At 38.6% G+C, this 17,236-nt stretch carries 14 protein-coding genes; 11 read left to right on the top strand and 3 right to left on the bottom strand.

All coding sequences use genetic code 11. The features are described from left to right. Together ON15_RS09730 and ON15_RS09725 are read left to right on the top strand one after the other, a co-directional pair. A partial coding sequence (locus ON15_RS09730) for a divalent metal cation transporter (protein ID WP_010581304.1) occupies positions 1 to 808 on the top strand: 808 nt, incomplete at its 5' end. An 80-nt stretch (positions 809 to 888) separates the two neighbouring features. Continuing rightward, the gene (locus ON15_RS09725) at positions 889 to 1,263 is read left to right on the top strand and encodes an HIT family protein (RefSeq protein WP_010581303.1); all 375 of its coding nucleotides are present in this window, start codon (positions 889 to 891) and stop codon (positions 1,261 to 1,263) included. Between the two features lie 9 nt (positions 1,264 to 1,272). Here the strand turns inward: ON15_RS09725 and ON15_RS09720 are convergent, their stop codons facing one another. Next, entirely contained in the window at positions 1,273 to 1,827 is a 555-nt protein-coding gene (locus tag ON15_RS09720) for a GNAT family N-acetyltransferase (RefSeq protein WP_010581302.1), read from the bottom strand. A 325-nt stretch (positions 1,828 to 2,152) separates the two neighbouring features. On the opposite strand from ON15_RS09720, the gene ON15_RS09715 reads away from it, so the two are divergent. The 7 genes from ON15_RS09715 to ON15_RS09685 all read left to right on the top strand — a co-directional run bounded on the left by ON15_RS09715 (position 2,153) and on the right by ON15_RS09685 (position 11,711). Continuing rightward, positions 2,153 to 2,680 (top strand): GNAT family N-acetyltransferase, encoded by a 528-nt coding sequence (locus ON15_RS09715; RefSeq protein WP_010581301.1) that lies wholly within the window; start codon positions 2,153 to 2,155, stop codon positions 2,678 to 2,680. 135 nt (positions 2,681 to 2,815) lie between these two features. After that, the gene (locus tag ON15_RS09710; protein ID WP_050999225.1) at positions 2,816 to 3,382 is read left to right on the top strand and encodes a YiiX/YebB-like N1pC/P60 family cysteine hydrolase; all 567 of its coding nucleotides are present in this window, start codon (positions 2,816 to 2,818) and stop codon (positions 3,380 to 3,382) included. A 203-nt stretch (positions 3,383 to 3,585) separates the two neighbouring features. Beyond that, a complete protein-coding gene (gene croR / locus ON15_RS09705; RefSeq protein WP_010581299.1) occupies positions 3,586 to 4,275 on the top strand; it encodes a response regulator transcription factor CroR in 690 nt (229 codons plus the stop codon). Next, the gene (locus ON15_RS09700) at positions 4,275 to 5,459 is read left to right on the top strand and encodes a sensor histidine kinase (protein WP_010581298.1); all 1,185 of its coding nucleotides are present in this window, start codon (positions 4,275 to 4,277) and stop codon (positions 5,457 to 5,459) included. The genes croR and ON15_RS09700 overlap by 1 nt, the downstream gene beginning before the upstream one ends. 75 nt (positions 5,460 to 5,534) lie before the next feature. Continuing rightward, positions 5,535 to 6,875 carry a serine hydrolase gene (locus ON15_RS09695; RefSeq protein WP_010581297.1) on the top strand — a complete coding sequence of 447 codons (1,341 nt, stop codon included), beginning with the start codon at positions 5,535 to 5,537 and terminating at the stop codon, positions 6,873 to 6,875. 240 nt (positions 6,876 to 7,115) lie between these two features. Beyond that, complete coding sequence (locus ON15_RS09690) at positions 7,116 to 11,117, top strand: MMPL family transporter (RefSeq protein WP_010581296.1); 4,002 nt, start codon at positions 7,116 to 7,118, stop codon at positions 11,115 to 11,117. Between the two features lie 15 nt (positions 11,118 to 11,132). Next, positions 11,133 to 11,711, top strand: a complete 579-nt coding sequence (locus ON15_RS09685; protein WP_010581295.1) for a TetR/AcrR family transcriptional regulator — start codon at positions 11,133 to 11,135, stop codon at positions 11,709 to 11,711. Positions 11,712 to 11,787: 76 nt separating this feature from the next. On the opposite strand, the gene ON15_RS09680 is transcribed toward ON15_RS09685, so the two are convergent. Further along, positions 11,788 to 12,360, bottom strand: coding sequence for a TetR/AcrR family transcriptional regulator (locus ON15_RS09680; protein WP_010581294.1), 573 nt, complete (start codon positions 12,358 to 12,360; stop codon positions 11,788 to 11,790). Positions 12,361 to 12,474: 114 nt separating this feature from the next. On the opposite strand from ON15_RS09680, the gene ON15_RS09675 reads away from it, so the two are divergent. Both ON15_RS09675 and ON15_RS09670 read left to right on the top strand, forming a co-directional pair. Next, positions 12,475 to 13,083: a sulfite exporter TauE/SafE family protein gene (locus tag ON15_RS09675; RefSeq protein ID WP_010581293.1), complete on the top strand. Its 609-nt coding sequence runs from the start codon at positions 12,475 to 12,477 to the stop codon at positions 13,081 to 13,083. A gap of 380 nt (positions 13,084 to 13,463) precedes the next feature. Further along, positions 13,464 to 16,445, top strand: coding sequence for a YhgE/Pip domain-containing protein (locus ON15_RS09670; protein ID WP_010581292.1), 2,982 nt, complete (start codon positions 13,464 to 13,466; stop codon positions 16,443 to 16,445). A gap of 416 nt (positions 16,446 to 16,861) precedes the next feature. On the opposite strand, the gene ON15_RS12230 is transcribed toward ON15_RS09670, so the two are convergent. Beyond that, positions 16,862 to 16,924, bottom strand: coding sequence for a putative holin-like toxin (locus ON15_RS12230; RefSeq protein WP_222843308.1), 63 nt, complete (start codon positions 16,922 to 16,924; stop codon positions 16,862 to 16,864). Between the last annotated feature and the right edge of the window lie 312 nt (positions 16,925 to 17,236).

Here is a 17,236-nt window from a genome sequence, read left to right as displayed (position 1 = left end):
CCAAAAAATTGGAATTGGCCTTGGTTTAGGAGAGTTATTCTTTATAATTGCTTTGTTAATGATCCACCCAAGTTTAACGGCGATTGGCCATGGTTTGATCACTGTTCCGTATCGGGATCCTTCTTACCTGTATTTGGTTGCTGCTAATGTTGGGGCAGTGGTGATGCCTTGGATGATCTTTTATCAACAAGGAGCAATCGTTGATAAGCAGTTAACCGTTGCTGATTTAAAACAAGAACAGCATGACACGGCGGTTGGAACATTCATTACGCAAGGAATTATGATCCTCTTCGTCGTCGTTTTTGCAGCTGCAACCAGTCGTTACCATGCAGTTAATGGTTTGCAAAGTGTTGAGGATTTAGCCAAAGTATTGAGCCCTTTTTTAGGTGCTTTCAATGCGCGGATGTTGTTGAGCTTAAGCTTGCTTGGAGGAGCCTTAGTAGCAGCCTTGGTGGTAGCCTTAGCTGGGACTTGGGGAATAACCGAAGTTTTAAATTGGCCACATAGTTTAAATGAGAAGTTGAGTCGCAATAATTACGGTTTCTATTTGATTTATATTTTAGCTCATGTCATTGGTGCGGGATTGGTATTAATCAATTTTAATTTAGTTGCTCTTTCGGTGACAGTTGAAGTTATCAATGCTCTGCTGCTGCCGATTGTTTTAGGCTTTTTATTACTGCTAGAGGCTAAGGCTTTGCCGCTGGAATATCGCATGCACGGTTGGTACAAATGGTTGGTCACCCTTTGTTGCCTGATTGTAATGGCATTTGGACTTTATATGGTTGGACCGGTTGTGCATCTTTGGTAAAAAAAGCTTATTATTAGCTAGACAAACATTTGAAATGCTTTAGACTAAAAATAAAGTACCACTGAAAAGAGTGAGCGAATATGACGAATTCCAAGTGTATCTTTTGTCAACGTGATCATTTAAAAATAATTATGGAAAATGAGTTAGCAGCAGCTTTTTGGGATATCCATCCAGTCAATCCAGGGCATTTGTTGGTAATTCCTAAAGCTCACAAACCGACTTTCTTTGATTTAAATGAGGCAGAAGTTTTGGCAATCAATGAACTTTTACATCGCGGCAAGAATTTGATTGAGCAAAAGTTTGCACCAGATGGTTATAATTTAGGCATCAATATCGGTAAATATGGGGGCCAAACAATTATGCATTGCCATATTCATTTAATGCCGCGTTATCAAGGTGATGTACCTGATCCAACTGGCGGCATTAGAAATAGTTTGCCGCCAGCAAAAATCTGAATTGGCTGACTACTTGCGTTGTTCCCATTCTGATTTTAGCAATGACCAGTGATTTTCATCATGAAAGTGGCCATCGATTAAATATTCATTTGCACGCAGAACACCATCAAAATGAAAGCTGCAACTTTGGGCAACGTGATTGCTTGGTTGATTTTCGACAGCTGCATTAATTACAATTTTATTCAGCTGATAGTCATTAAAGCCCAGTTGACACATGGCTTTGACTGAGCGTTGCATAATGCCCTTTTTAGTGAATTTATTGCCTAACCAATAACCGATATCAGCACTTTGATCGGTTTTTTTAAATTTATTAAAGCTGATCATTCCCGCTGGTTGGTTTTCATAGTAGATTACTGTATTAAGGGATTTTCCTTCGCCGTAATGTTGACAAACTGATTTTAAAAAAGTCAACTCATCTTCAGCTGATTTGATTTTTAAGACCCAAGGCAGCCAGGCAACTAATTTTTTGCGACTAGCAACGATTAAAGAAAATAATGCTGGGCTGTCGATTTCAGGACGTGGCAATGCCAAGTCAATTTGATTATCAACGTGATAAGCAAACATAAGTAGTACCTCCTAAGATATTAAATGAATCTTAACGCAATTTAAAGGCGAAAACAAGGAGCAATTAAGAGAAAATTATTAAGTTGAGAGTGATTTTCAAGTAGTCCTTGTCTTGCTCTTTGTAAGATAGAGCTACTGAGAAAAAAGAGTAGTTCTCAGAGGGATTGCACTGGCATGAGCAACTCCTAGACACTTTTGCTGGTGTTGCTGTTGAGAAAGTTTTTGATCGTGTACTCAATTATTTCGATAAGACTTTCCTGTGAATTTCTAAGCTGCAGCTGTTATATATGTAATGATTTGAATACTAAAAAAGAGGTCGGTGTGAGTGATTAGAATTGAACGCATAACCCCAAATAATCAGGTGGCACTAAAATTGCCAAATGAACCGTTTGCTTTGTTTGGTCGACTGATGGTTTCACGGATAGATGGCAAATGGCAATTTCACGAAGTTTTGTTCGATAACAGCAAGCAGACCCAGACATTCCCCAATGAAAAATATGATTTAGCAGTTATCGAACAGAACGGCTTTGCGCTAGGTGCGTTTGCTGGCAAGACATGTGTTGGCTTAGCTATTTTTGAAAATCGTTGGAATCACTATTTATATTTAAGCGATTTAAAAGTAGTGGCTGCTTATCGCCGAAAGAAGATTGCTTCCCAACTGATGGACAAAGCGACCAAGTTGGCAAAGGAAAATGACATGCGTGGCTTAACAACGATTGCTCAAGATAACAATTTAGGAGCTAACCGTTTTTATTTACATTACGGTTTTGAAATCGGTGGCTTGAATACTAAAAACTATCAGTTTACTAAGCAAAAAGGCAAAGCTGACATTTATTATTATTTAGACTTTTGATCGCTTCACAGCAGGTATTTAAAAAAAATGTGGAGAATTAAACCTTCTGTGAATTGAAAGTGGCTATTTAATAGTGAATTTTTATTTTGGCGTAACATATTTAGAATGACTGAAATTTAAATTGGAGGAATGCAGGTGCTTGAATTAAAAAGTGGTGACCTTTTATTTATCCAAGCTTCAACAGAGAAACTTTCGCGCTTAATTGCTGCAAGTACGCAGGCAGATATGAATCAGTCTAACTATACACATGTTGCTTTAGTGAAACGACAAAATGGCAACTATTTTGTTTTGCATGTCGCTCCAGAATATGGCTGCGTTCGGCAGACACTGACGTTTTTTTTAGCTGATCACCCCAAGCAAGCGATCGACGTGTACCGTTTGACTGCTACTAAAATTGATTTTGAACAAGTGATTACCAGAGCAGAGTCCTTATTAGGTCAGCCGTATAATCACAGTTTTATTAAAGATCAGCCAGGCTATTATTGTTCGGAATTTATTTGCGAGGTCTTTAAGCCAGCAGCAATTTTTCACGAGCAGCCAATGTGTTTTGGGTCACAACAGACAATTTTACCAGCGTGGCATGCTTATTATCAGCGTTTAGGCTTGCCGATTCCTGTTGGTCAGCTTGGCAGTAGTCCCAATTCATTGATCAAGGAAAATGTCCCGCAAAATTTAGCATGGCTTGGCAGATTGAGAAGATAAATTGAATTTTTAAAGAATTTATTAGAGATAAATGTTAAAGTCCTTGATTTTAAATAATTCTTTAGATACGATAATGGTGTAGTTTGTTACAATAGTGTTATAAAGTGCAGTTGAGAAAGATCTGATGCACGGTGCTTTGGATATAGCAAATTAAACAAGGCATGGGAGTTTAGAGAACTACATTAATTTTAAGGAGTTTGCTTATGAAAATATTAGTTGTTGATGATGATAAAGATATTGTTGAATTGCTCAGTATTTATATCAAGAATGAGGGCTACGAAGTCGTCAAAGCTTATAATGGCAAAGAGGCGATCACAAAATTAAACACTCATCCAGAAATTGCTTTAATGATTTTGGATATTATGATGCCGGAGATGGATGGAATTGAAGTCTTAAAACAGGTACGCAAAGATTCACAGATTCCGGTTTTACTGCTTTCAGCGAAAACTGGTGATTTGGATAAGATTCAAGGCTTGATTCAAGGAGCAGATGACTATGTGACTAAGCCGTTTAATCCACTGGAAGTTATGGCACGGATCAAGTCGTTGTTACGACGCTCTCAACATGATGTCAAAAATGATGTTCCGGATACGTTAGCAATTGGTCCGCTGGTGATTAATAAAGACTCACATGAAGTTAAAACAATTGAGGGTAAATCGATTCAGCTGACAGCTTTGGAGTTCGGCATTTTGTATCTCTTGTCGAGCCATCCTAACCGTGTATTTTCAGCTGATGAGATTTTTGAACGGGTTTGGCAGCAAGAATCGGTCGTTTCAGCTAAGACAGTCATGGTACATGTCAGTCATTTACGGGATAAAATCGAAGCGGCTACTAACGGTGAAAAAGTGATCCAAACTGTCTGGGGTGTTGGTTATAAAGTTGAAACACGTTAATGGCTGGGGATGATGGACAATTGAAACTAACAGCCCGCGAAAAAAGCGAACTTTTTGGCGAAGGGGTAGTAACAATTATTTTATTGCTGCTGCTGAATTTGTCCGTGTATGTTTTGTTGGATCAGATGATCGAATCTAATCCAGGGTTGGCAAATGGAATTTTTCAAATTAAAATGTCGTTGTCATTTGGACCAAATAATATTCGTTTTTGGAGCTGGGGTTGGCTGTTCATCTGTATAATGGCAATCATCGATGTTTTTGTCGTTTATTGGCGGCTAATTCGGCGCTATCGGCAAATGCAGCTCCAGCATGTAATCGCTGAACTGCATTATATTGCCGATGGACATTTGAGCCATCGAATACCTTTTCAGTTGTCAGGAAATATGCAGCGCGTGATCACTAGTATTAATGCCTTGGTTGATAGCGCATTGAATTCGATGGAAGAAGAACGGCAGATTGAACGGTCCAAAGATGAGTTGATTACCAATGTCAGCCATGATATTCGCACGCCGCTGACTTCAATTATCGGTTATTTAGGTTTGATTGAAGATCGTCAGTATCATTCACAAGCTGAGTTATTAAAGTATACGCATACAGCTTTTGAAAAAGCTCGGCAAATGAAGACTTTGGCTGATGATTTGTTTGAATACACCAAGGTTCGTCAACCAACTACACCGCTGAATTTGTCGAAAATTGATTTGAAACAATTGTTGGATCAATTGGCAGTGATGTTTGAATTAGAGGCTAGGAAAAAGCAGCTGGAAATCACGACGGAGTTTTCGAATGATAATTTAGAAATGGAAGCCGATTCCCAAGAATTGGTGCGGGTGTTCAATAATTTGATCACTAATGCTTTTAAATATGGCCAAGGAGCGACCCAACTGGTTTTAAAGGCGCGTAAAATGTCAGCTACTGCAATCGAGATTACGGTGGCTAATAATGGCGCGCCGATTCCTAAAAGTTCATTAAATAAATTATTTGATCGTTTTTATCGTGTAGAAAGATCACGCTCAAAAGCAACCGGCGGCAGTGGCTTAGGCTTAGCAATTGCTCAAAGCATTGTTGAACTGCATAATGGTAAGATTCATGCAGAGTCAGATAAAAACTGGACTAAGTTTATAATCCAATTGCCAGTTGACCAGCCAAAGAAAGAGCATCAGGAAAGCAAAAAAATCGCAGATTAGTCGTTGTCAGACTAATCTTTTTTGGTTATTCTAGAATAGATCGTTAAATTTTAACAGAGTGAAGGGACCGGAAAAATGTTTAAGAAAACTAAGAAGTTTTTGATCAGTTTAGTTACCGCAGTTATGACGTTTGCAACTATTGGAGCAACCGGTGGAGCAGTCAGTTCGGCTAAAGCAACCACCATCAATGATACATCCACCAGCAATTTGAGCCTTGATGTTAAGGGTGCGATTGCCATTGATGCTAAAACTGGTCAAGTGCTCTACAGTAAAAATGCCAATCAATCATTACCAATTGCTTCAATGACCAAATTGATTTCGATTTATTTGGTTTTGCAAGCAATTAAGAAAGGCAAGCTCAGCTGGAATCAAAAAGTCTCAGTTGATTCAGCTTCCTATAAAGTCAGTCAAGATACTTCGTTATCAAATGTGCCCTTATTGAAGAATCATAAATATACGGTTCGTCAACTGTATCAAGCAAGTTTAATCTATTCAGCCAATGGTGCGGTGATGACTTTAGCTAATGCAGTTGCTGGTTCTCAAAAAGCGTTTGTTGACCAAATGCGGGCTTTGTTGAAGAGCTGGGGAATCAAAGATGCTGAGATCAATACGGTTTCTGGTTTGCCAAATGGAGAAGTCGGCAGTGCTAAGTATCCCGGCGTAGCTGACTCAGCTGAAAACAAACTTTCCGCTGCTGAAATGGCCTTAGTTGCACAAAAATTATTAAAAGCTTATCCAGAGGTTTTACAGACAACGAAAATTGCCCGGATGAAATTTAATAACGGAACAACTGAAACTGAAATGGAAAATTGGAACTGGATGCTGAAAGGTTTGGCCAAGGCTTATACCGAATTACCAGTTGATGGACTGAAAACAGGAACCTCTGATTCAGCCGGTGCTGACTTTACCGGAACAGTTCACAAAGATGGCCACCGGATTATTACCGTCGTTTTGGGTGCGCAACACAAGAATCAGGAGGATACCTCAAGATTTGTGCAGACACAGAAATTAATGTCATATGTTTACAACAACTTCACTTACACGAAGATCAAAGCTAATCAGAGTTATAAGGGAGCAAATAGTTTACCAGTTTATCATGGCAAACAGTTGACAGCTAAAGCAGTTACTGGTCAATCAACCGAAATTTGGCTTAAACGCGGACTTTCCAGCAACAACTTGAAAGCTAAATTAACTGGTAATAAAAAACTTTATCAAAAGAATGGCTTAGCTGCACCAATTGCTAAAAATAAGCAAATTGGTACTTTAAACTTGACAGTTAAAGGCCAAAAATTGCAGTATTTAGATGGATCAGCTAGTTTGCAAGTTAAGGCAATTAGCACCCAAACAATCCAAAAAGCAAATGTCTTTGTCATTATGGGCCGATCAATTAAAAACTTCTTTACGAATTTATTCTAATCGAATGTAAAAATAAAAAATCAGACAGCCATTAGCTTGGCTGCCTGATTTTTTTGGAATTTTTTTAAAGATCAAATTAGCAATTTAAAAAGCAATGACTGAAATTTTAGCAGAATGCAAATAGTATTTACTTTTTTTGCCAAAGTGGTACTATATAATTGTTTTAGTACCATAGACAGTTAATATCTATATTAACAAACAAACATGAAACAGAATCATGGAGAGACTGGAGGAGTTTAGATGTTGAGTCGGATATTGGGAAATAAGAAACAGTATTTTTCCCAGGCAATTGTCTGGTTAATTTTACTGATCATATCATTAGTCATGATGCCGAATATCAGTTATTTGGTCCGTGAGTATGGTGGTACCAAACTGCCGAACGGTGTGACCAGCCAACTAGCAGATGAGATCCAAAATGGTTGGGGGAAAAAGCAAAGCAATACCCGTCAGATGGTAGTGGTATTCAGTAATCATGATCATAAGCTGACAACTGTTCAGAATCAACAAATTCAAAAAACAATTAATAAACTGGAGAATCATCACCATCGTTACGATATCAAATCGATGATGGCAGCAAGTGATAATGCTGCGGCTAAAAAGCAGCTATTGGCAAAAGATAAGACAACCCAGCTTGTACAGCTCTCAGTTTCAAAAAATGCCACTATTTCCCAGGTTGAAAGTAAATTACAGCGGGCAATCAAAACATCAGGAGTCAACGCTTACCTGACTGGTGGTGACATCTTGCAAAATGACTTTGTTACTCAGACTGAAGAAGGAATCAAGAAAACGGAAGGGATCGCAGTTGTCTTTATCCTAGTGGTCTTGATCATTATCTTCCGTTCACCAGTCGTGCCATTTGTGTCACTGTTGTCAGTTGGGGTCTCCTTTTTAATTGCATTAAGTCTGGTAATGAACCTCGTTAAAAGTGGTTTTCCAGTTTCAAACTTTACCCAAGTCTTTATGGTGATCGTCATGTTTGGCATCGGAACTGATTATAATATCTTACTTTTTAATCAGTTTAAAGAAGAGCTTTCCCGCGGGGAAAATCCGCTCACTGCAACCCGCAATTCTTTACGAATTGCTGGCAGAACGATCCTTTATAGTGGATCATCAGTTCTGATTGGTTTTTCAACATTGGGGTTGGCAAAGTTTTCAGTCTATCGTTCGGCAGTTGCAGTTGCCGTTGGGGTCGCAGTTTTGCTGGTCGTTATCTTAACGCTTAACCCATTTTTTATGACTATGTTGGGCAAGAAGATGTTTTGGCCTTCACGAGATTTTTCCGGCGGTGGGCGCAGCAAATCTTGGCGCTGGTTAGCCAGCAATTCAGTTTTGCATCCGTTAATTGCTTTAGGGATTACTTTGTTAGTTTTGCTGCCATTTGCGTTTACAGCACATAACCAGCTGAACTACGACACTACAGCTGAATTAGACGACTCACTGCCGTCGATGATCGGTTTTCGGACAGTCCAGCAGCACTTTTCGCGCGGGACGGCTGAACCAACGACTATTTATATTCAAAGTCAGCAGCGGCTAGACAATGAAAGATCACTCAAACAACTTGATGAAGTAACTAACCAATTGAAACAGGTCAAAGGCGTTAAGAAGGTTTTGTCTGTCACTCAGCCAAGCGGCAGTCAAATTAAAAAACTTTATGTCAAGAATCAGCTGAAAACAGTTAACAGCGGTTTAGCTGAAGCCCAGGATGGTTTGCATAGGATTCAAAAGGGCTTGAAGAAAGCTAAAAACAAAATCGATGCCGCTGATGTCAATGGTGGGGTCAACGATGCTCAAAAATTAGCAGCTGGATCAAAAGAATTGTCAGCAGGACTGGCAGAGTATAGTAATGGAATCAACCAAGCTACCAATGGAACGATGACTTTGAAAAATGGTTTATATTCCTATACTAGTGGGGTAACGCGGCTCAATACCGGGTTACAGGCCTTAAATAGTCAAACTGGAACTTTAGCCAGTGGAGTTGGCCAATTGTCTAGTGGTTCAAGGACGCTTGCTAGTGGTGTAGGCACCTATACTAATGGAGTAAGTTCTTTGACTAATGGGTTAGCAGCTTTGACTAGCAACTCAGGGGCTTTAACTAGTGGTGTTCAGCAATTAGCTACCGCTACTAATCAATTGCCAACCGCTGCGGCCAGCTTTTATGTCATGAATAATGTATTAAATCAAGATATTCAACAGCTAAATTCAGCTTTGCAAAATAATCAAGCAGAGTTAGCTTCAATGTCAGCTTCAATGAGCGATGTTAATGAAACACTTAATAATCCTAATTTTGCAGCTATGCTGAGCCAACTTCAAGAATTAGCAAGTAAAAAAGACCAAATCGAAGCCAATCTTACTCAATTTGAAGCGTTATTAACTAACACTCAAAAAGCTAAAGAACAGTTTAGCCAAAGCTTAACTGACAGTTTAGGGCAGATCAAAACTAACTCCATCGCGATTACAAGTGATGCGGTGAGTGTTCAACAAACTGATGGTTCCAAATTGTCGACAGCCAGCCAATCTGCTTTGCAAGATATTATTAAAAGATCCGGTAATCCAAAGAGCTTAGACTCAAGTAGCAACCTGGCACAATTAGAGGAAATTCAAACAGCTGCTCAAAATCTGGATAGTGCAACTAAGTTCGATAGTTCAAGTCTGGATCCAACTACTATTAATCAATTTAAAAATGGACTAAATCAGCTTTTCAGCACGCTTCCACAATTAGAGGAATTATTGAAAACCAGCAATTCATTAACTAGCAGCGATGCTCAAACTAAGGTTAATGCCCTTGTTCAACTAGCAACTTCAGTTAAACAGCTTGAAACCTTGTCAGATGCTGCGGCAACGGCAGCTAATGGATTTAATGCTCAAGTCAATAGTCAAAGCCCCAAAATTAATATTTATAAAAACGATTATACTAATTCCAAGAATGTTACTAATGAAATTTCTCAAATTGCTGCCGGTTCTACTTTAAATTCACAGGTTTCAAAATTGGTCAGTGGAGTTAACAGTTATACAGCTGGGACTGGGAAGGCAGCAGCTGGTGCAGCCAAACTAAATAGCTCCAGCGATTCATTAACTTCAGGTGCTTCTCAGCTTGCCAGCGGGGTGGGAACTTTAAATAGTCAAGTCCCGACTCTAGTCTCGGGTATCAGTCAGTTAGCTAAAGGCAGCGGTCAATTGACAGCCAATAACACAACCATCAATAGTGGTGCTGCGCGAATCGTTTCAGCAATGAATGTTTTGAATTCAAGCACGGGGACTCTAAGTAATGGTGCTAATCAAGTTGCTGCAGGCAACCAGCAGATGGCTAGTTCTTTGGCTGCTCTGGGTGGCCAAGTAGGGACACTTTCCAACGGCCTAGGTCAAGCAACGACTGGTTTAGGCACTCTCAACTCTGGAACCGGCGAAATGAAGAGTTATTTAACACAACTTAAAAAGTCGAGTGCTGTCAAATCATTTTATATTCCCCAAAAGTCAATTCATGGCAAGCAGTTTACCAAATCACTGAATACGTATTTGTCTGATGATCGTAAATCGGCGCAGATCATTGTTATCTTAGACGAGGATCCAGCTTCCAAGAATGCAATGGATAAAATGAACAAAATCAAGCGTGAAGTTAAAGACAATTTGCAGGGGACTTCGATGGCTGATGCGACGGTTGCTTTAGGCGGTCAGACTTCAGTTACCAATGATATTCAAAATACCGCTTCGCATGATTTCTTGCGAACAGCTGCCATTATGGTAACAGGAATCTTATTGGCCCTAATGCTGATCACTCGTTCGATTTTGCAGCCGTTTTATATTATTGGAACTTTAGTTTTAGCGTATGCCTCTTCATTAAGCTTGACGAGATTATTATGCAAATATTTGTTGAACCAGCCGATGCTGACTTGGAATACACCATTTTTCACCTTCATCATGCTGATTGCTCTAGGGGTTGATTATAGTATCTTCATGATGATGAAATATCGCAGCCCAGAGTTTGCTGATCAGATACCATCAAAACGGATTATTTCAGCAGCGGCAGTTATTGGGGCAGTTGTTTTATCGGCAGCCTTGATTTTGTCGGGAACCTTTGCCGCTTTGATCCCATCTGGAATTTTGACCTTGATTCAAGTGGCGTTAGGTGTCATTATTGGTTTAGTTATCTTGGTCGTGATTATTCCGGTGACAATTCCCAGCACGATCAAACTGACTTATCCGCTGCTAGATAAAATCAGCAAGCACGGTGGGAAAGAGAAGTAGACAGGAGCATTCAAGATGAAATTGACTGATCAGCAAATGTATGCTGCAATCATGGAATTAATCAAACAAAAAGGGCCAAAGTTTACCACAGAGGATCTGGCACGCAAACTGCATACTAGCAAACGTACGATTTACCAGCGCTTTGCTAGTAAAGAGCAATTAATATCACAAATGATTGATTTTCTCTTTACTGATCTGACTCGAAGGGCTGAAAGCTTAAAGAATGATCCGTCACTTTCAGCTTACGAAAAGATTGAAAAATATGTCCGTGACTTTCCGTCAACTTACCAAATTGGCTATATTTTACGCTACTCACGTGAGCTTGAACGTCTTTACCCCAAGCAGTGGCAGCAATTCAATCAACGGGTCAATGAGATTAGCACGACATTTTACCGAATCTTGCTTAATGACGCACATACTCGTGAGATGTCGGCAACGGAAAAAAAGCTGCTGGCCTTAATGTTGCGCAAGACGACCCAGATTTTGCTTAATGGTGATTTCTTGCGGGAACAAGAGCTGGATTTTTGGGCAGCAATCAGCGCCATGCATGAGATTATTTTTCATGGAATCTTCAAAGCAAAAACGGATAAATAAAAAATTCCAGTCGGAGATAAAATTTCTTCGGCTGGAATTTTTTAATGATATACACATTAATTTAGTTGATTTTAAATTAAAAATTTTTATCTGCTTTATCTAAACTGTCTAATGATTCTTGGATCATCCATTTAAAGCTTTCCGACTGAGATATCTTCTTATCAACAAACCATCCTGTTCCAACATTTAAAAGCTCTCCATAAATTAAATTCCTAATCATCCGTCCAGCTAAAAGTTGGATTTCTGCATGTTTAAAAGCAGTCGCTAGTAATGAATTAAAGATATTTCTAAGTTCATCAATACTTTTTTTGGTAAATGTAGGAGCATTTTTAAGCGGTAGAGTAACAATAAAATGAAATAATTTAATATTTTCTAGGCCTTCATTTCGGCAAATTAAAGCTAATTGAAATAACGCTGCTTTTCCAGTCAAACCTAACAATTGAGTTTTAAGCAGTTCATTTAATTTATTTACAGTTTCTGACAAAATTACATAATTTAAATCCATTTGGTTTTTAAAATACGGGTAAAGTGCTTGCGGCTTCACTCCTAGGTGATCGGCAAGAATAGAAAAGTTTAGAAGAGTATCATTTTTAATTAATTGGATTTCGGCTGTGATAATTTTTTCCCTGGATAAAATTTTTTTAACCATTTTTATTCCTTCATTACATCTTGAATTTTTTCAAATTTATTATATCTCTTTTATTGTATTTTACATATAGTAATATTATAATTACAATTAGTAAAATAAAGTGGGAGGCTAATTATGATTTATGTAATATTACTTTTAGTTGGATTAATTGTTGGAACATTTGTCATTATCTTTGGAGGTGGTGGAGCAGCGATATATTTAGGAATATTAACAGGAATTATGCAACTTCCGGCTGCTTCAGCTGCTTCCACATCGCTGGTAACAGTGCTTCCTTCATTAATGCTTGGTTGTTGGACTTATTATAAACATGGTCAAATTAAAGTTAAATTAGGCAATCAAATGTTATTAACAGCTATTCCTGCTGTGATTATTGGATCCTTAATATCTCAATATATACCATTTCATTTGTATAACTTAATTGTTGGGGGCATTTTAGTAATTCTTGGTATAAATATGTTTTTTCAAAAAAGGAATCACGCAGGTAACACTAAACAAAAATATCCAAAACTGAAAGCGGGTTTGTTTGGAGTTATTGGGGGCTTAATGGTTGGAGTAGCTGGAATGAGTGGCGGAGCTCCGATTATAGCTGGCTTATTTTTGATGGGACTTCCGATGATTAATGCTGCCGCGACATCCTCTTATGTCTTAGCATTTATGTCAGTAGTTGGTACAATTTTTCATATTGCTGGGGGGAAATTGATTGGAATATTGGTATTAGTTTGATGATTGGAGCATTAATCGGGGCAGCGATTGCACCAGCTTTATTAGAAAAAATGTTCATACTAAAATTGGCAATTATTTAGAACCTGTTGTTGCAGTGTTTTTGGCAGTTTTAGGAATCAAAACTTTACTTTAAGCGGATCTGACAGTCAGTTAATTAAAAAATGTTTTCATTTTGACAGGACGGCTTGGTTTAAAAACTTTTTTTGAAGTTTTATTTGAAATTATTACCAAATTAAAAAAATAATTGAAGATTTTAAGACCTTTATGGATATTAGATGTCGATTTTGTTGTCTTTCATAGATATTTAGTGTATATTATGGATTATTAAAGTAGATAATGAAACTAAACGAAGTGAGAGGCTGAGGTGAGAATAATTGAAAATGATTAAAAGCGAGTTCAAACATATGGGGGAACACAAACTGCTGATTGCAACAATTTGTGCAATTATGATTATCCCGTTTTTGTACTCGGTTTTCTTCTTGAAGTCAGTTTGGGATCCTTACGGGAATTCAGGATCATTACCGGTGGCGGTCGTTAATGAAGATCAGCCAGTCAAATATAACGGTAAAAAGATGCAGGTTGGTCATGACTTAATTAAGAAATTGAAGAAGAACAATGACCTGGAGTGGCATTTTGTGTCAGCTTCAGCAGCTAAGCATGGAATCAGCCATAAAAAATATTATATGGTTATTACGATTCCTAAGAATTTTTCCAAAAATGCAACGACTGTTTTGGATAAAAATCCTAAGAAAATGCAGTTGAAATACAAGACAAATGATTCACTGAACTATATTGGAAAAGTTATTAGTGAGCAGGGTGTTAAGCAGTTAAATACCCAAGTTCGCAAATCAGTATCGACGGCTTATGCCAAGACAATGTTTGCAACAATCAAAAAAGTCGGTAAAGGTTTTGGCACAGCAGCTAAGGGCGCACATAAGCTGAAGACTGGCTCAAACACCTTGTCTGATGGGATCAATACCTATACGGCCGGGGTTGCCAAGGTCAATGACGGGGTAATTGAGCTGCAAACAGGTGTCGTTCCATTAAGCTCAGGCGTGCTTAAACTGACAACCGGTGCAACTACTCTAAGTTCAGGTATTAAGGAATATACCGCTGGAGTTGCTAAAGTTAATTCTGGTACGCAGACTTTAAATAGCAGTACTGGTACTTTGGCAAGTGGTGTCAGTCAATTAGCTACAGGTTCGAATAGTTTGGCGAGTGGTTTGGGTACTTATACAAGTGGAGTTGGTACGCTTTCAAGTGGCTTGAATCAATTATCTGGCAAATCTAGTGAATTAAATAGTGGTATGCAACAATTGGCTTCATCCACGTCACAATTGCCAACTGTAGCTGCAGGATTTTATGTTACTAATACGCTTATAAATTATTATGTGCAACAACTTTTATCGCAGGAAAATTCAATAGTTCAGCAACTCGAAAGTACACAAACGAAGTTAAGCCAATCAAAAAAGAGTATAGAGGAATTCCAATATGAACTTAGCAGTATGCAGAATTATTTGAAATTATTGAGTGAAACAATTAATTCTTTGAAAGAGAATAAGGAAGCAATACAGAATCTTCCAAATGAAATTTCTTCACAAGTTAAACAAGATATGCAAACTTATGTAGGAAATAGTCAAAGCAATTCAGAAACTTCATTAACTCCGAACTTGAACGGACTTGCTGATAATTCAAAAACTTTAGGTGAAATAGCGGCGGAATTGGAAACATCTGATCCAAGTAATGCTGAAAAAATTGCTGCAATAGCAAAGCAAAATGGAGATTATGCTGAAAATATAAGTAAAGCAACAAGCACTTTAGGGAGTAATTTAACAGCTACACTTAGTGATGTTCAAAAAAGCATGGAACCTCTTTTAAGTTTGGCAAGTGATGAAAATATTAAAGAACTTTCAGAAGCAGATTCAGCTTTGAGTAAATTGATGAATGACTCTAATGCTTTTCTTAAGCAAAGCCTTTCAACAACAGAGGAGTTTGATAGCAAATTAACTGAGTTAAAGACAGAACTGCAGAGCAAAGATACACAAACTAAAATTAGCAATTTTAAGACATTAGCAAGTACTGCTCAGTATGCTTCCGCACAATTTTATGCTAAGACTTTTGATAAATCTATAAATAATTTACCAACAATTAACCCCAATAATTTGACAACGACTACTGAAGTGACAAACAAGGTCAATCAATTATCAAGTGGATCACCTTTAGTTTCACAGATTTCACAACTTGTTTCCGGAGTTTCTGCCTACACATCTGGTGCAAATGAAGCCGCAACTGGAGCGAATAAGTTGGCTGCCAATAACAGTACGCTGACTTCTGGTGCTTCGCAGCTTTCCAGTGGTCTTGGAACTTTGAATAGCAATGTGCCAACACTGGTTTCGGGTGTTAGTCAATTAGCATCTGGTACTCAGACACTGACTAATAATAGCTCAACTTTGAATAATGGAGCTGCAGAATTAGCTAGTGGTTTGAGCACCTTGAATAATAAAGTGCCAACCTTGACTTCCGGTGTCAGTCAGTTAGCCAGTGGAACTAAACAGTTGAATGATAATTCGAGTCAATTGACGCAAGGTGCTGATAAGCTTGCTAGTGGCAATAAAGCTTTGGCAGTTGCTTTGAAGAAGGGTTCTAAGCAAGTCAATAGTGTTCAAACATCGAATAAGACCGCCAACATGTTTGCTGCTCCTTCAAACTTGAAGCATAGTAATTACAGTAAGGTGCAAAATTATGGTTATGCTTTAGCGCCATACATGTTGTCAGTAGCCTTGTTCGTTGGTTCATTGGTCTTCAATTTGGTTTATCCAATTCGGCGGATGGCTGCCGCTGGGACCGGTACGGAGTGGTTCTTGAGCAAAGTTTCAGTTGGAGCACTAGTTGCAACCGGCAATGCCTTGATTGAAACGCTCTTCATGATGGCTTGCGGCTTGGTTCCAATGCATCCAGTGGCCATGATCGTTAATGCGTTGTTCTTCTCATATTCGGCGATGTTCCTAATCATGTTCATGTCGATGCTCGGCAATAATCCGGGTCGATTCGTTGCCATGATCCTGCTGGTTATCCAGCTGGGTGCCTGTGGTGGTTCATTCCCAATTCAGATCACTAATGGGATGAACGGCTTCTTCCAGGCCATCAACCCATACTTGCCAATGACTTACTCAGTTCTTGGTTTCCGTGAAGCTTTGAATTCTGGATTAGGTGGAAGTCAAATTTTGACATCAATTGGTGTCTTGTCAATCTTTATCGTTGTCTGTCTCTTCTTGTTATGGCTGACGATGACAACCTTTGTTAAAAAGGGGATTGTTAGCTACGATGAAAATATCCCGGATAGCAATTACCCGGGCAACTAAAAAGCTTACTTTGATTAAAAGCTAAGTTATATAAGGTCCACATGACATTGAAATTTTAGATATTTAAAAGAGGTATTAAAATCTATGTTAAAGTTTTAATGCCTCTTTTAATGTGCGCCCGGTATAGGCAACTTGATGTTTTGGGTCACTGGAATCAGAAATCTGAAAATGTCGGAGCTTAATGGAGAAACAATCGCAATTGGAGTACTAAAAGCTGTGCTACTGAAACGCTAAATAAACGTAACTAGCCACATTTATTAGTGTAAAGTTTCAAAAATACATGCTATAATGAAAAAAGAAAAAGGAAGTCCCGCTGGAACAGGACTTCCCATGCAAGCCACTTCAAAGGCGGTGGCAGATATTAAAACGACACTAGTTCGCCCTGTAACCTACCAAAGTTACGCAGGGCGGCTTTTTTATTTGTGGTGCTTGTCGATATAGCTGAGTAGCGCGATTAAAAACGTGCCAAACAGCAACATCAACGAGAGTGTCTGGAAGACGCTCATTGACTGTGAAACCTTCCTGAAGATTATTCCATGTTCCCATGGGCCTCACCTCGCAAGGGAAAAGACAGCCACCACCCTTAAAACTTCCTGCTTAATCTATTATACAGGGAAATGGGGATAGAACAATGTTATGCATAATCAGCTTTCTTTAATTTTTGAGCCATAAATATCCAAGCTACTAACGAAAACAACAGGACTATCAACACCGTGATGTAACTCGTGTTTCCGTGATAGGTTAACGAACCGTTATTATAATTAACAATTTTCAAGAAAGCAGTAATTGGA

The sequence above is a fragment of the Liquorilactobacillus vini DSM 20605 genome (assembly GCF_000255495.1).
GTDB lineage: Bacteria > Bacillota > Bacilli > Lactobacillales > Lactobacillaceae > Liquorilactobacillus > Liquorilactobacillus vini.
Note: the sequence above shows the minus strand (reverse complement) of the source record. Positions and strands in the feature narration are given on the sequence as shown.

Coding starts and splice junctions, on each gene's coding strand:
- ON15_RS09725 (WP_010581303.1), top strand. CDS start 889: ATGACGAATTCCAAGTGTATCTTTTGTCAACGTGATCATTTAAAAATA.
- ON15_RS09720 (WP_010581302.1), bottom strand. CDS start 1,827: ATGTTTGCTTATCACGTTGATAATCAAATTGACTTGGCATTGCCACGT.
- croR (WP_010581299.1), top strand. CDS start 3,586: ATGAAAATATTAGTTGTTGATGATGATAAAGATATTGTTGAATTGCTC.
- ON15_RS09700 (WP_010581298.1), top strand. CDS start 4,275: ATGGCTGGGGATGATGGACAATTGAAACTAACAGCCCGCGAAAAAAGC.
- ON15_RS09695 (WP_010581297.1), top strand. CDS start 5,535: ATGTTTAAGAAAACTAAGAAGTTTTTGATCAGTTTAGTTACCGCAGTT.
- ON15_RS09690 (WP_010581296.1), top strand. CDS start 7,116: ATGTTGAGTCGGATATTGGGAAATAAGAAACAGTATTTTTCCCAGGCA.
- ON15_RS09685 (WP_010581295.1), top strand. CDS start 11,133: ATGAAATTGACTGATCAGCAAATGTATGCTGCAATCATGGAATTAATC.
- ON15_RS09680 (WP_010581294.1), bottom strand. CDS start 12,360: ATGGTTAAAAAAATTTTATCCAGGGAAAAAATTATCACAGCCGAAATC.
- ON15_RS09675 (WP_010581293.1), top strand. CDS start 12,475: ATGATTTATGTAATATTACTTTTAGTTGGATTAATTGTTGGAACATTT.
- ON15_RS09670 (WP_010581292.1), top strand. CDS start 13,464: ATGATTAAAAGCGAGTTCAAACATATGGGGGAACACAAACTGCTGATT.